At 52.8% G+C, this 11,797-nt stretch carries 13 protein-coding genes; 5 read left to right on the top strand and 8 right to left on the bottom strand.

The annotated features are described in order from the left end of the window. Positions 1-27: 27 nt before the first annotated feature. Together rsxB and rsxA are read right to left on the bottom strand one after the other, a co-directional pair. Positions 28-642: an electron transport complex subunit RsxB gene (rsxB, locus tag ACJJI6_RS13450; RefSeq protein WP_444912122.1), complete on the bottom strand. Its 615-nt coding sequence runs from the start codon at positions 640-642 to the stop codon at positions 28-30. 9 nt (positions 643-651) lie between these two features. Continuing rightward, positions 652-1,227, bottom strand: coding sequence for an electron transport complex subunit RsxA (gene rsxA, locus ACJJI6_RS13445; protein ID WP_108731788.1), 576 nt, complete (start codon positions 1,225-1,227; stop codon positions 652-654). Between the two features lie 402 nt (positions 1,228-1,629). Between rsxA and yghU the strand changes: the two genes are divergently transcribed. Next, a complete protein-coding gene (gene yghU, locus ACJJI6_RS13440; RefSeq protein ID WP_475710824.1) occupies positions 1,630-2,508 on the top strand; it encodes a glutathione-dependent disulfide-bond oxidoreductase in 879 nt (292 codons plus the stop codon). 126 nt (positions 2,509-2,634) lie between these two features. Here the strand turns inward: yghU and ACJJI6_RS13435 are convergent, their stop codons facing one another. The 4 genes from ACJJI6_RS13435 to ACJJI6_RS13420 form a co-directional block, all read right to left on the bottom strand. Then, positions 2,635-2,877 (bottom strand): hypothetical protein, encoded by a 243-nt coding sequence (locus ACJJI6_RS13435; RefSeq protein WP_444895197.1) that lies wholly within the window; start codon positions 2,875-2,877, stop codon positions 2,635-2,637. Next, complete coding sequence (locus tag ACJJI6_RS13430; RefSeq protein ID WP_413664388.1) at positions 2,855-3,352, bottom strand: hypothetical protein; 498 nt, start codon at positions 3,350-3,352, stop codon at positions 2,855-2,857. Before ACJJI6_RS13430 ends, ACJJI6_RS13435 begins: the two co-directional genes overlap by 23 nt. Positions 3,353-3,391: 39 nt before the next feature. After that, entirely contained in the window at positions 3,392-3,643 is a 252-nt protein-coding gene (locus ACJJI6_RS13425; RefSeq protein ID WP_282934265.1) for a hypothetical protein, read from the bottom strand. Positions 3,644-3,903: 260 nt separating this feature from the next. Further along, complete coding sequence (locus tag ACJJI6_RS13420) at positions 3,904-4,851, bottom strand: D-2-hydroxyacid dehydrogenase (protein ID WP_282934264.1); 948 nt, start codon at positions 4,849-4,851, stop codon at positions 3,904-3,906. A gap of 151 nt (positions 4,852-5,002) precedes the next feature. Here ACJJI6_RS13420 and ACJJI6_RS13415 point away from each other — a divergent pair, with 151 nt between their 5' ends. Then, entirely contained in the window at positions 5,003-5,905 is a 903-nt protein-coding gene (locus ACJJI6_RS13415) for an EamA family transporter (RefSeq protein WP_444926681.1), read from the top strand. Between the two features lie 10 nt (positions 5,906-5,915). Here the strand turns inward: ACJJI6_RS13415 and metG are convergent, their stop codons facing one another. Beyond that, positions 5,916-7,943: a methionine--tRNA ligase gene (gene metG, locus ACJJI6_RS13410; RefSeq protein ID WP_282934262.1), complete on the bottom strand. Its 2,028-nt coding sequence runs from the start codon at positions 7,941-7,943 to the stop codon at positions 5,916-5,918. A gap of 211 nt (positions 7,944-8,154) precedes the next feature. Between metG and apbC the strand changes: the two genes are divergently transcribed. Further along, a complete protein-coding gene (gene apbC, locus ACJJI6_RS13405; RefSeq protein WP_444914753.1) occupies positions 8,155-9,306 on the top strand; it encodes an iron-sulfur cluster carrier protein ApbC in 1,152 nt (383 codons plus the stop codon). 592 nt (positions 9,307-9,898) lie between these two features. Next, positions 9,899-10,291 (top strand): hypothetical protein, encoded by a 393-nt coding sequence (locus tag ACJJI6_RS13400; protein ID WP_282934259.1) that lies wholly within the window; start codon positions 9,899-9,901, stop codon positions 10,289-10,291. An 8-nt stretch (positions 10,292-10,299) separates the two neighbouring features. On the opposite strand, the gene trhO is transcribed toward ACJJI6_RS13400, so the two are convergent. After that, positions 10,300-11,301, bottom strand: a complete 1,002-nt coding sequence (trhO, locus tag ACJJI6_RS13395) for an oxygen-dependent tRNA uridine(34) hydroxylase TrhO (protein WP_444892795.1) — start codon at positions 11,299-11,301, stop codon at positions 10,300-10,302. A gap of 197 nt (positions 11,302-11,498) precedes the next feature. Here trhO and ACJJI6_RS13390 point away from each other — a divergent pair, with 197 nt between their 5' ends. After that, positions 11,499-11,759 (top strand): hypothetical protein, encoded by a 261-nt coding sequence (locus ACJJI6_RS13390; protein WP_108731798.1) that lies wholly within the window; start codon positions 11,499-11,501, stop codon positions 11,757-11,759. Positions 11,760-11,797: the final 38 nt, after the last annotated feature.

The following is an 11,797-nucleotide window of genomic DNA, read 5'->3' as shown; positions in this document are numbered from 1 at the left end:
TTTGTTTGGTCTTGCTATCTACGGGGTTCAAACCGCGCCTCCCCCGGTATGTTCTTGAATAGTGCGGCGATCGCTGGCAATTAGCACCGAGCTATCGCTGGGCTTGTGTGGATGCCAATCCTGTAAAGCGGTTTCCAGGGGAACCATATCGATACAGTCAACGGGGCAGGGTTCGACACAAAGGTCACACCCTGTGCACTCATCGGTGATCACCGTGTGCATATATTTGGCGGCGCCGGCAATGGCATCTACCGGGCAGGCTTGAATACATTTGGTACAGCCGATGCACTCCGCCTCGCGGATAAATGCCACTTTTTTTACATCTTCAACGCCGTGCTCGGCGTCCAATGGCATGGGCTCTATATCCAGCAGACTGGCCAACTCATTGATAGTGGCCTGCCCGCCGGGGGGGCACTTGTTGATGGTATCGCCGTGCACTATCGCTTCTGCGTAGGGGCGACAGCCGGGGTAGCCACACTGGCCACATTGAGTCTGTGGCAACAGGGCATCGACCTGCTCAACGAGCGGGTCACCCTCCACCCGGAAGCGAACGGCGGCGAAACCCAGCAGGGCACCGAATACCAATGCCATGCCACCGAGCACCAGCAGGGGAGAAGAAATTTGTGAAATCCAGTCCAGCATTTCGAAATCCTATACCAGACCGCTAAAGCCCATAAATGCCAGTGACATCAGTCCGGCAGTGACCATTCCGATTGCGGCGCCGCGAAATGGCAGCGGGACATCGGCGGCAAAAAGGCGCTCGCGCATCGAGGAAAACAAGATTAACACCAGGGAGAAACCCACTGCTGCGCCAAATCCGTAAAGAGTGGACTGTATAAAAGTGTGCGCTTTCATAGTGTTCTGCAGAGCGACACCCAACACGGCACAGTTGGTAGTGATCAGCGGTAGAAAAACGCCTAGCACTTTGTACATCAACGGGCTGGTCTTCTGGATAAACATCTGCGTGAACTGTACGACAACAGCAATCACCAGAATAAATGAGATGGTGCGAAGATCTTCAATACCAAAAGGGGCCAACAGATAGGTGTTGACCAGGTATGAACAAATAGAGGCCAAAGTAAGTACAAAGGTGGTAGCGCCGGCCATACCCACAGCGGTCTCCAGTTTATTGGAAACTCCCATAAACGGGCACAGGCCGAGAAACTGCACTAACACATAATTATTGACCAAGATGGTGCTGAGCAGAATGACGGCAAATTCGGTCATAACAGGTCCGGTTAAAGCCCGAGGGCGGAGTGGCGCGAACAGCGGCAATGGCGTCGGCAGGGTTAAGGTGAGACTAGCACCTTCCTTGTGAGCACCGTCGAATGCCGCGCAGGGCGGCTATTATGGTTGAGTCGCTTGGGGGCTTCAACTCGTGAGGAGGGTGGCAGGGGAAAAGGGCCGACAAAGGGCCACCTCTGGATCAAAAGGACTCCACTTGGAGTAAAGGTGGAGGCCTTTGTGGATACTATTTGCAGTACCTTTGCCAATTTGAAACGATAGGTACAAGATGGGTAACCCAGTTTGGTACTTGGTGTTAAGCGTGGGGTAGAGGCAATACAGTATATTGACGCGGCATGCGTGTTTTTGCTTGAGAGCAACCTTAAATTCAGTTGGAGCAGTTTAATGTCGAACGAAACCTACACTCCCCCCAAGGTTTGGCAGTGGGATAAGGAAAGCGGGGGCGCTTTTGCCAGTATCAATCGGCCGGTAGCGGGTGCGACCCACGATAAAGCGCTGCCGCAGGGGCAGCACCCGATGCAGCTCTATTCTTTGGCCACGCCGAACGGGGTTAAGGCGACGGTGATGTTAGAGGAGTTATTGGAACTCGGGTTTGAGGGAGCCGAATACGATGCCCATTTAGTCCGTATCACTGAAGGAGAGCAGTTTGGCAGTGGTTTTGTTGAAGCAAACCCAAATTCCAAGATCCCGGTCTTAGTGGATCACAGCACTACGCCACCAATCCGGGTATTTGAGAGTGGCTCCATACTGCTTTACCTGGCTGAAAAGTTTAATGTCCTCTTGCCCCATACACCCGAGCAGCGCACTGAGGCATTGAATTGGCTCTTCTGGCAGATGGGCTCGGCTCCTTACCTGGGAGGAGGCTTTGGACACTTTTATGCCTATGCACCGGAAAAATATGAATACCCGATCAACCGATTTGCTATGGAAGTAAAGCGCCAGTTGGACGTATTGGACCAACAGCTGGCGAAGCATCCGTATGTGGCGGGAAGGACTTATACCATCGCCGATATTGCGATCTGGCCCTGGTATGGGGCTCTGGTGCGCAATGAAGCTTATAGTGCGGCGGAATTTCTCGATACCCAGAGTTATAAAAATCTCAATCGTTGGGTGGGGGAAATTGCAGAGCGTCCAGCGGTAAAGCGCGGACGAATGGTCAATCGAACCTGGGGTGAGCCCAGCGAACAACTACATGAACGCCACAGCGCCGGTGATTTTGACAGTAACACCCAAGATAAAGTGACCGATAAGGATGTTGATTAATACAGGGTATTAATAGGTAAGGCTGGCACAAGGATGTGCCAGTAACTATTTTCTATGGCTATTCTCCGGTGCCCCTCTTTTTAAAAGTAGCCGTTGAATTAATATTTTTATAAAGAGTAGCGCCGGCTAAAAAGCCCTCATAGAAAGCATAAACTGAACCACCTGTGAGGTGCGGGGCAATTGCCATAATTTTTCCGCCGCGAAGCCGGCGATTAAAGCCAGACCTAAAACCAGTGGCAGGGGAATTCCCTGTAAACGCTGCTGAACATCTTGCTGTTGCTGATTTACGATTGCCAATACACTGAGCCGTTGTCGCTCCGTGTCTCGACTACATAGTTCGATCTGTTTATTTAAAGACTTCAGTGACATCGTTTAAAGCCTCTTTAACTTGTCGCTTGGTCTCTTCAAAACCCAGTAGGGGCACCAGCTTCTTTTGATAAACGATAGCTCCCGCCAAAATAGCGACCTGGATAAGAATAAATACCAGAAATGCCAAATAAATAGACTGGGAAAAATAGTAGGCAATCAGCCCAACGCCTCCACAGAGACTGACGATGAGGGCCGCACTTAGAGGCAGTAACATTAGTTGCAGGGCAACAATACGCTTGCCGGCTGCAATTGTTCTATCCAACTCCAACTGGAATAGCTTTTGAATATTAGCCAACCAGGCAGTCAGTAGGGTCAGTGTTGCCTCGGCGCGAGCGAGGGTAGCTTCAAGGCTATTTTCACCTTCTCCATCAGAGTCTTTCCCTGAGGGAGAAGGTGAAGACTGACCCGGGCTGCGCTCCTGCGCAGCGGAATCGGCATTCTCGCCAGACGCTTGGGACTTTTTTTCATTGCCCATCAGGGGGTGTCCTTACCAGTCGAAAAAAAGAGAGAAGCGTTACTTAAAGAGCTTCGCAATTGCCCAGCCAACAACAAATGCACAGCCAACAGCGAGAATGGGGCGCTCCCGAAGTGAGGACTCCGCTTTTTCCATTACATCGGTGGCACGTTGTCTCTGGGACTCTACAGAGGTCCGGGCCCTCTCTTTCAAGCTGCCAGCAGCTTGTGAAGCGGCCTCTCCAGCAAGATTATAGGCCTGTTGCAGCTTCTCCCTACTGGAGTTCGTATGTGGAGATCTTGCGGTTGCCATCAGGTTTCTCCTCTCGGGGTTTAATTGCCGAGGAAGTCTATAGTCCCGCGTGGTAATTCCCACTTGAAAAAGGGGTTTTTTTCACGCGATTTTTGCAGGAAAAAGTCCCTATCTCTGCTACTGATCTTGGACTATGGCTGGCAGCTGTTCGGGCCCGGTCGTAGTTTCAAACGGCAAAAGCCGGCCTGAGTTCACAGAGGGGATTAGTCCTCGGACCGGCAGATGCCTGAGATGGCTTGGGTTAGATAAAAGCGAGTTGTTTATGGATGGCTGGTACTCTCACTTTTCCAGGTTTCAATATTCTCTACGACCCCGTTGAGTAGGCGCTGGCGTGATTCACGGCTGATCCAGGCGTTGTGGGGGGTGATAATCAAATTGGGGATATCTCTGTCCAATAGTGGGTGACTGGCGGGTGGGGGCTCCTGGCTGAGGACATCCAGCGCCGCCCCCCCAAGGTGTCCACTGCGCAAAGCATCCGCCAGTGCCTGTTCATTTACCAGCCCGCCCCGAGCCGTATTGACCAGGAGTGCGCCGGGTTTCATCGCGGCGATGAATTGCTCGTCTACCAGCTGATCGGTTTCTTCTGTGAGCGGGCAGTGCAGACTGATGACATCGGACTCTGCACACAATTGTTGCAGTGGCGTCCTGCCTTCAGCGGGTGTGCCGCTAAATGATTCAGCCACCAGTACCCGCATGTCCAGGGCTTCCCCCAGTTTTGCCACCTTCTGCCCGAGGGCACCAAAGCCAATGATACCGAGTGTTTTTCCTGCGAGTTCAACCACTGGGTGATCGAGCAGGCAAAAAATTGTAGATTGGCTCCAGCGTCCGGCAAAAACATCGTTGTGATAGCGGTGCCACTTGGAAGCAAGAGCCAGGATCAGGGCAAGAGTGTGCTGTGGTACAGAAGCCCCCGCATAACCTTTAACGTTGTACACCGGAATATTTAATTCCTGTGCGGCGGCGAGATCGATGTTATTTGTACCGGTTGCACAAACACAAATCATTTTTAATTTGCTGGCCTGCTCCAATAATGTGCGGCTTATTATGACTTTATTGGTTATTACCACCTCGGCCTCGGCGATTCGCTCCGCGACTTTTTCGGCGGGAGTCGTTTCATAGAAGTCCCACTGGTCTAGACTATTTGTTAGGGCCGAGGTATCCAGCTCCTCAAGCTTCATTGTCAAAGTGTCCAGAAATACGCCGCGCATGACATCTCCTCGATAGATTTGCAGTGTGGTGGACATGCTACGGCAGTGAAGAGGGAATGCAAAACTTTGCTGGCCAGCGGCCTTAACTGCGCATATTCGTGGCTACGGTTGGTTTGTCGGGGCCTTTCTGTCGCAATTGAAGAGGGCCTCTATGGGAATATCGTTTACCGCTGCCAGTCTTGTTTTAATTTCTGCATTTCTACACGCGGGTTGGAATTTACTGGGGAAGTCCCGCACACCAACTCCCGCCTTTTTTTGTATCGCGACTCTCAGTGTTGGAATTTTTCTTTTACCGCTAAATTTTTGGTTGCTATATCAGGTTGATTCACTCCCGCGAGGTTTTTGGATCCTCCTTATCGGTAGTGGTTTTTTTCAAATGATTTATATGGGGGGCTTATCCCTCGCCTACCAGCGAGCCAATATGGGATTGGTCTATCCCGTTGCTCGAGCATTGCCGGTATTGCTGGTTGCACTGGCAACGGTATTGTTGGGGCAATCGTTGCCTCCACTCGCCTGGGTGGGAATGCTGTTGGTGACAATTGGCTGCCTGCTGGTACCGCTGGTGTATTTCCGCGAGTGGCACTGGAGAGCTTATTGGCGCGCGGACTGCGCCTGGGCGCTGGTAGCAGCCATTGGCACTGTGGGCTATTCACTGGCGGATAAAGGGGCGCTGATTTACCTGGGAGATGCTGCGGGAGGCACTATCCCTGCGCTTGTTCTGGCCTACAGCTATTTGGGGATGCAGTTTCTCGCCTGTGGTGTATGGCTGCTTCTGGGGTGCTTGGGTCAGAGTGGCACTGCGCCATTGATCCAAAGTTTTCGGGATTTGAAGGTCGGGGCTCTGACCGGTGCCATGATGGGAGCGACTTACGGCCTGGTACTGCTGGCGATGACAATGACTGAAAATGTTAGTTATGTAGTCGCCCTAAGGCAGTTGAGTATTCCCCTGGGCGTGGGCTTGGCGGTCTGGTTACTCAAGGAGCCGGCACACAGGCCCCAGCTGCTGGGAGTGGGGCTGGTGTGTGCCGGCTTGATTGCAGTTTCCCTGCGTTAGCGCAGGGAAATTACATTACGCGCATACCGGGTTTGGCGCCCTCGTGGGGCTCCAGTATCCACAGGTCCTTACCTCCGGGACCTGCTGCCAGAACCATACCCTCACTGACACCAAAGCGCATTTTACGCGGCGCCAGGTTAGCGACCATAACGGTGTGCTTACCTTCCAGGTCTTCAGGGGCGTAGGCGCTTTTAATACCGGCAAATACCTGGCGGGTTTCGCCGCCCAGGTCCAGGGTTAAGCGCAGCAGTTTACCGGCGCCTTCAACATGCTCAGCTTTGGCGATCAGGGCGATCCTCAAGTCTACTTTGGCGAAGTCATCAAACTGGATTTCCTCAGCAATGGGGTCCTCCGCCAGAGGGCCGGTAGCAGCTTTGGTTTCCGCTTGTAGCTGGGCCAGGGATTCCGCAGCCGCATCCATAACTGCATCTACCTGGGTTTTCTCCACCCGTTGCAGCAGCGGCTTGAACTTCTTGATTTCGTGATCTGTCAGCGGTTTGGTTGCGCTGTTCCAATCCAGCTCACTGTTGAGGAACTCCGCCGCTTTTTGTGCAGTGTTGGGCAATACCGGGGCGAGCCAGGTGATCAGGGCGCGGAACATATTCACACCCTGGGAGCAAATAGCCAGAACCTCAGCTTCGGTGCCCTCCTGCTTGGCCAGGGACCAGGGAGCCTTGTCGGCGATCCAGGCATTGGCGGCGTCGGCCAGAGCCATAATGTCGCGCATGGCGCGGGCGTATTCTCGCTGCTCGTAATATTCAGCAATTCGTGGAGCCGCCTCTACAAATTGGTTCCACAATTGTTCGTCGGCCAGTTCGCCGGCCAGCTTGCCACCGGACTTGCTGACAAACTTGGCGGTGCGAGAGGCGATATTGACTACTTTACCCACCAGGTCAGAGTTCACCTTGGCGATAAAATCGTCCAGGTTCAGATCCAGGTCATCGACGCCACCGGTCAGTTTGGCGGCGAAGTAGTAGCGCAAATACTCAGGGCTCAAGTGATCCAGGTAGTTGCGAGCATTGATAAAGGTGCCGCGGGACTTGGACATCTTCTTGCCGTTTACGGTAAGGAAGCCGTGTACGCAAACTTTGTTGGGGGTGCGGAAGTCCGCTGAGTCCAGCATGGCTGGCCAAAAGAGTGCGTGGAAGTTGACGATATCCTTGCCGATAAAATGGTAGACCTCGGCGTCGCTGTCTTTTTTCCAGTACTCCTGCCAGTCCAGCCCTTTGCTGTCGCAGTAGTTTTTGAGACTGGCCATATAGCCAATGGGAGCGTCGAGCCACACGTAGAAATATTTGCCCGGCGCATCGGGAATTTCGAAACCGAAGTAAGGGGCGTCGCGGGAAATATCCCACTCTTGCAGGCCCTCTTCCAGCCATTCGGCCAGCTTGTTGGCTACTTCATCCTGGAGAGTGCCGGAGCGGGTCCACTCGCGCAGGTATTCGGTGAATGCGGGCAGGGTAAAGAAGAAGTGCTCTGACTCCTTTTCTATCGGAGTGGCGCCGGAGATTGCTGATACCGGATCGATCAGTTCGGTAGGGCTGTAGGTGGCGCCACAGGCTTCACAGTTATCACCATACTGGTCGGGCGTGCTGCAGCGGGGGCAGGTTCCCTTGATATAGCGATCCGCCAGGAAAAGCTGTTTCTCTGGATCGAAAGCCTGGGTAATAGTGCGCGATGCGATGTGGCCGTTTTCGCTGAGGCGGCGGTAGATCATTGCCGACAGCTCGCGGTTTTCCTCTGAATGGGTGGAGTGGTAGTTGTCTACACCAATTAGGAAGTCGGCGAAGTCGCGCTCGTGTTCTGCCTGCATATTGGCGATATGCTGTTCCGGGGTCAGGCCCAGTTGTTCAGCCTTCAGCATAATTGCAGTGCCGTGAGCATCGTCGGCACAGATATACAGGCAGTTATTACCGCGCGCACGCTGGAAGCGGGCCCAAATATCGGTTTGGATATATTCGAGCACATGGCCCAGATGTAGGGAGCCATTGGCATAGGGCAGTGCGCTGGTGACGAGAATGTTGCGCGTATCGGACATCGGTTTTTCCATCGCTGTGGGGTTGCGGCCAGGGACTCACGGAGAGTCGGCCGAAGATCGTCAAAAGACCGCGGAATATAGCAGATTTGCACTATGTCGTGGAGGGATCAAGCTGGCTTATGTGAATCCTTGTTTGGCTGCTGTGGCTGGTGTTAGGCCGCGTCATCCGACACAATGCGAGCCAATCTAGAAGCGCTGAGAGGGAGATACCGTGAGCGATCATCATCACGATCATGACGAGCTGTCACAGGAAGTTCAGGCTGAACTGGAGCGACTGGCGGAGTGCCTCGGCCAGTTGCATGATCCTGCCAGTGGCTTGCCGCTGGATGATTTGGACGCAGAAATTGAAGTTGGGTATGAGGACGAAACTGTTTTCGCCGGGATTACCCTGGGATATCCGTGTGCGAGCCAGGAGGCAGATTGGCTCCAGCGGGTGGAGGAGAGCTGTCAGCCGCTGTTGAAAGCCGGGCCCCTCAAAGGCTCCAAGTTGCAGTTTGAGCTGTTCAGCGATATTCCCGCTACGCCGACTTCCGGGGCGCCGGAGACTTTGGCGAAGGTAAAAAACATTGTTGCTGTGGCGTCGGGCAAAGGCGGGGTTGGCAAGTCCACGACTGCGGTCAATCTGGCCCTGGCCCTGGCGGCGGAAGGTGCCCGGGTTGGTTTGTTGGATGCTGATATCTACGGCCCGAGCCTGCCCACCATGCTGGGAACTGAAGACCAGCGCCCGCATGTGAAAGAACAGAAATTCTTTGTGCCGGTAGAGGCCCATGGAATAGAGACAATGTCTCTGGGGTACCTGATGACCGAGGAGACCCCAGCGGTATGGCGCGGGCCTATGGCCAGCGGCGCGCTCAACCAGATTCTCAGTCAAACCCTGTGGGGGGAAAGTCGGGATGGGCTTGATTACCTGGTTGTGGATATGCCCCCGGGTACTGGGGATATTCAATTGACGCTGGCACAGAAAACTACCTTGGCCGGTGCGGTAATTGTAACTACCCCTCAAGACCTGGCACTAAAAGATGCCATTAAGGGCGTGGAGATGTTCCGCAAGGTATCGGTACCTGTGTTGGGTATTGTGGAAAATATGGCGCTGCATACTTGTTCCAAGTGTGGTCACAGCGAGCCAATTTTCGGTACCGGTGGCGGTGAGCGAATCGCTGCAGAGTACGATACCCATTTACTGGGTGAGCTTCCGCTGGCACAGAAAATCCGCGCCGATGTGGATAGCGGACAGCCCAGTGTTATTTCCGATCCAGATAGTGAAATTGCTGGTTTTTATTGCGAAATTGCCCGCAAGGCTGCTGCCCAGATCTGGTTAAACAGCAGTGATGACAGCGATATGCCGGAAATCGAAATAAGTTGAACCCATTCGCGATATTGATCACAAAGAAATAATTTTCTTTGTTTTTCTGTTTTTACCGGGCTCCAATATTTTTATATTGATGCAGCCCGGTGTCCCTCATTGAAGTAAGCCGTACTAGTTTGTTCCTTGTTTTATGGTACAGATTTCCTTTTAGCGATAGTCCATTTCTGTCGCGCCCTGGGTAAATTAGAAGTTTCAAAATATTTCACAGAATTACCTGGTAAAAAACAGGGGTATTTTGATCGTACTAGTTACTTATTGTTTTAAAAATCATAAAGCCGATATTTTTTTGCGATATAGACCGCTTATGATTTTTAGGTGGCAGTATTTGCAGGTTTTTTGTCGCTTATTAAATGCAGTTGGGGCTGAGGGTATTAAAACGGGTTTACAGGTGCAGTATTTTCGCCGACAAACGTCAAACCCTTTATACGGATGTTGGATTGCCGTTGAGATAGAAGTAAATATCAGGAGTGTACGAGAAAAAAGTCTGCCTTATTTCGCGTTTTCAATACAGGTAAGACAATAAAAAGAGGCATTGCGGAAGCTGTAGTCGATAAAAATAAAAAAGACAAGCGCACGGGTGCTGTTATCAATGAATTTTCATATTAGCTATCGGCCGGCGGGTGGAATAGCGCGTGTGCTTTTTTTTGGTCCGGTGGGGTATAAGGACAAAATAGAAGCCATTGCACTACTGGTGGAAAAGTATCGCCACCGAAAGCCCCTACGTGTACTACTCGACCTGCGTTATGCGCGCAGCAAAACCACACTGGAGGAGCACCAGAAATTTATTCACTTTATTGCTGAGAACCCTGTACTGCGACGGGCATTTATCGCGGTGTTACATCCGCGAGGGCGCTGGACCTGTCCGCTGCCCAGCCATGGCTCCTGCCTGTGCAGGCTCAGTTCTAGGGAGTTCGTTGTGGAGGCTGAGGCAGAGGCCTGGCTAGCCCAGATAAAGGTCGTACCTCAGCCTCTTGCTCTCTAGGGGAGGAGTTAGGCCTGCTGGTTGCGCGCCTGTTGGGCTTCAGCCTGGCGGCGGCGCTCCTCTCTCTTTTGCTCGCGGCGGGAGACGGTTTGCGCGCGGGCGTCCTGGCCAATGTGTACTTCACCGCGCTGTTTGGCCAGCTGAATTTGCTTTTCGCGCTCGCGGAAACGGGCTCGGTCAGCTTCAGGCACCTTGTCGTGGCAGTGCGGGCAGCTTACACCCTGCTCGAACAGGGGAGATTGCTGGTCTTCCTCAGTGATGGGCATGCGGCATGCATTGCATTGATCGTATTTGCCGCGTTCCAGGTTGTGGTTGACTGTCACCCGCTCATCGAAAACAAAGCACTCGCCTTCCCACAGGGATTCTTCTGCTGGGACTTCTTCCAGGTATTTCAAAATACCGCCGTGGAGGTGATATACCTCTTCAAAGCCCTGCTCTTTCATATAGGCTGTGGACTTCTCGCAGCGGATACCGCCGGTGCAGAACATGGCGACCTTCTTGTGCTTGGCCGGGTCCATATTCTCTTTTACGTACTGCGGGAACTCGCGGAAAGTTTCAGTTTCTGGGTTGATGGAATTCTTGAAAGTACCAACCTGGAATTCATAGTCATTGCGGGTGTCCACGACAACAACCTCTGGGTCGCTGATCAGGGCATTCCAGTCTTTGGGTTTGACATAGGTGCCGACGGTGCGCAGTGGATCAATGCCCTCTACACCCATGGTGACAATTTCTTTCTTTAGCTTCACTTTGCTGCGCAGGAAGGGCATTGCCTGGGTGATGGACTCTTTGTAGTCCAGGTTGGCGAGGCGCTCGTCTGACTTCAAATGGGCTAATACCGCGTCGATACCTTCGCGGGAGCCGGCTACAGTGCCATTGATGCCCTCTTGGGCCAACAGCAGGGTGCCGCGAACACTGTTTTCTTGCATCACCTCCAGCAGTGGGGCGCGAAGCGTTTCAAAGTTCTCAAGGGTAACGAACTTATACAGTGCACAGACAACAAATTGGTTCATGGTACTTCCTCAGTTGCGGGCCGGATCGCAAATCCGGAGCAGAAAAAATCGCCGCGCATTTTATCGCAAAAAAAGGAGCTTGTCGTACAGTAAGCAGGCGGTCCGCATCTGCAAGAAAAGGGATTTGTAGTTGACCGTCGGGCCGCAAGTTGTCAAAGTTCTGGCCGAAATTTCAAGGTCACAGCGAGGCGAATCCCATGGGCGAAGAGTTTGCACCGAAAGAGTCGGAGTTGAGCCAGATCTATCGGGAGGGCGAGGTTTCCGTCCAGATCGATATTTATGAAGATGGTGAGGGCGGCTGGCTGCTTGAAATCGTCGATGAACACAACAACTCAACCGTTTGGGAAGACGCGTTTGAGACTGAGCGGGAAGCGCTGGATGAAGCGCTCGATGCTCTTAAAGAGGAGGGGATCGCTACCTTTGTTGGGCCAGTTCAGGAAGCCGATGGCAGCTGGTAAGCCCTCTTCAGAATGAATCGGCTGACTGGCAATTCCCA

It is taken from the genome of Microbulbifer maximicatervae (SeqCode), from assembly GCF_056232625.1.
The sequence above is the reverse complement of the archived record's forward strand: the minus strand, read 5'-3'. Positions and strand labels throughout refer to the sequence as shown.

Coding starts and splice junctions, on each gene's coding strand:
- ACJJI6_RS13420 (WP_282934264.1), bottom strand. CDS start 4,851: ATGCGCGGCGTATTTCTGGACACTTTGACAATGAAGCTTGAGGAGCTG.
- ACJJI6_RS13415 (WP_444926681.1), top strand. CDS start 5,003: ATGGGAATATCGTTTACCGCTGCCAGTCTTGTTTTAATTTCTGCATTT.
- ACJJI6_RS13400 (WP_282934259.1), top strand. CDS start 9,899: ATGAATTTTCATATTAGCTATCGGCCGGCGGGTGGAATAGCGCGTGTG.
- rsxB (WP_444912122.1), bottom strand. CDS start 642: ATGCTGGACTGGATTTCACAAATTTCTTCTCCCCTGCTGGTGCTCGGT.
- metG (WP_282934262.1), bottom strand. CDS start 7,943: ATGTCCGATACGCGCAACATTCTCGTCACCAGCGCACTGCCCTATGCC.
- ACJJI6_RS13390 (WP_108731798.1), top strand. CDS start 11,499: ATGGGCGAAGAGTTTGCACCGAAAGAGTCGGAGTTGAGCCAGATCTAT.
- ACJJI6_RS13425 (WP_282934265.1), bottom strand. CDS start 3,643: ATGGCAACCGCAAGATCTCCACATACGAACTCCAGTAGGGAGAAGCTG.
- rsxA (WP_108731788.1), bottom strand. CDS start 1,227: ATGACCGAATTTGCCGTCATTCTGCTCAGCACCATCTTGGTCAATAAT.
- ACJJI6_RS13435 (WP_444895197.1), bottom strand. CDS start 2,877: ATGTCACTGAAGTCTTTAAATAAACAGATCGAACTATGTAGTCGAGAC.
- ACJJI6_RS13430 (WP_413664388.1), bottom strand. CDS start 3,352: ATGGGCAATGAAAAAAAGTCCCAAGCGTCTGGCGAGAATGCCGATTCC.
- yghU (WP_475710824.1), top strand. CDS start 1,630: ATGTCGAACGAAACCTACACTCCCCCCAAGGTTTGGCAGTGGGATAAG.
- trhO (WP_444892795.1), bottom strand. CDS start 11,301: ATGAACCAATTTGTTGTCTGTGCACTGTATAAGTTCGTTACCCTTGAG.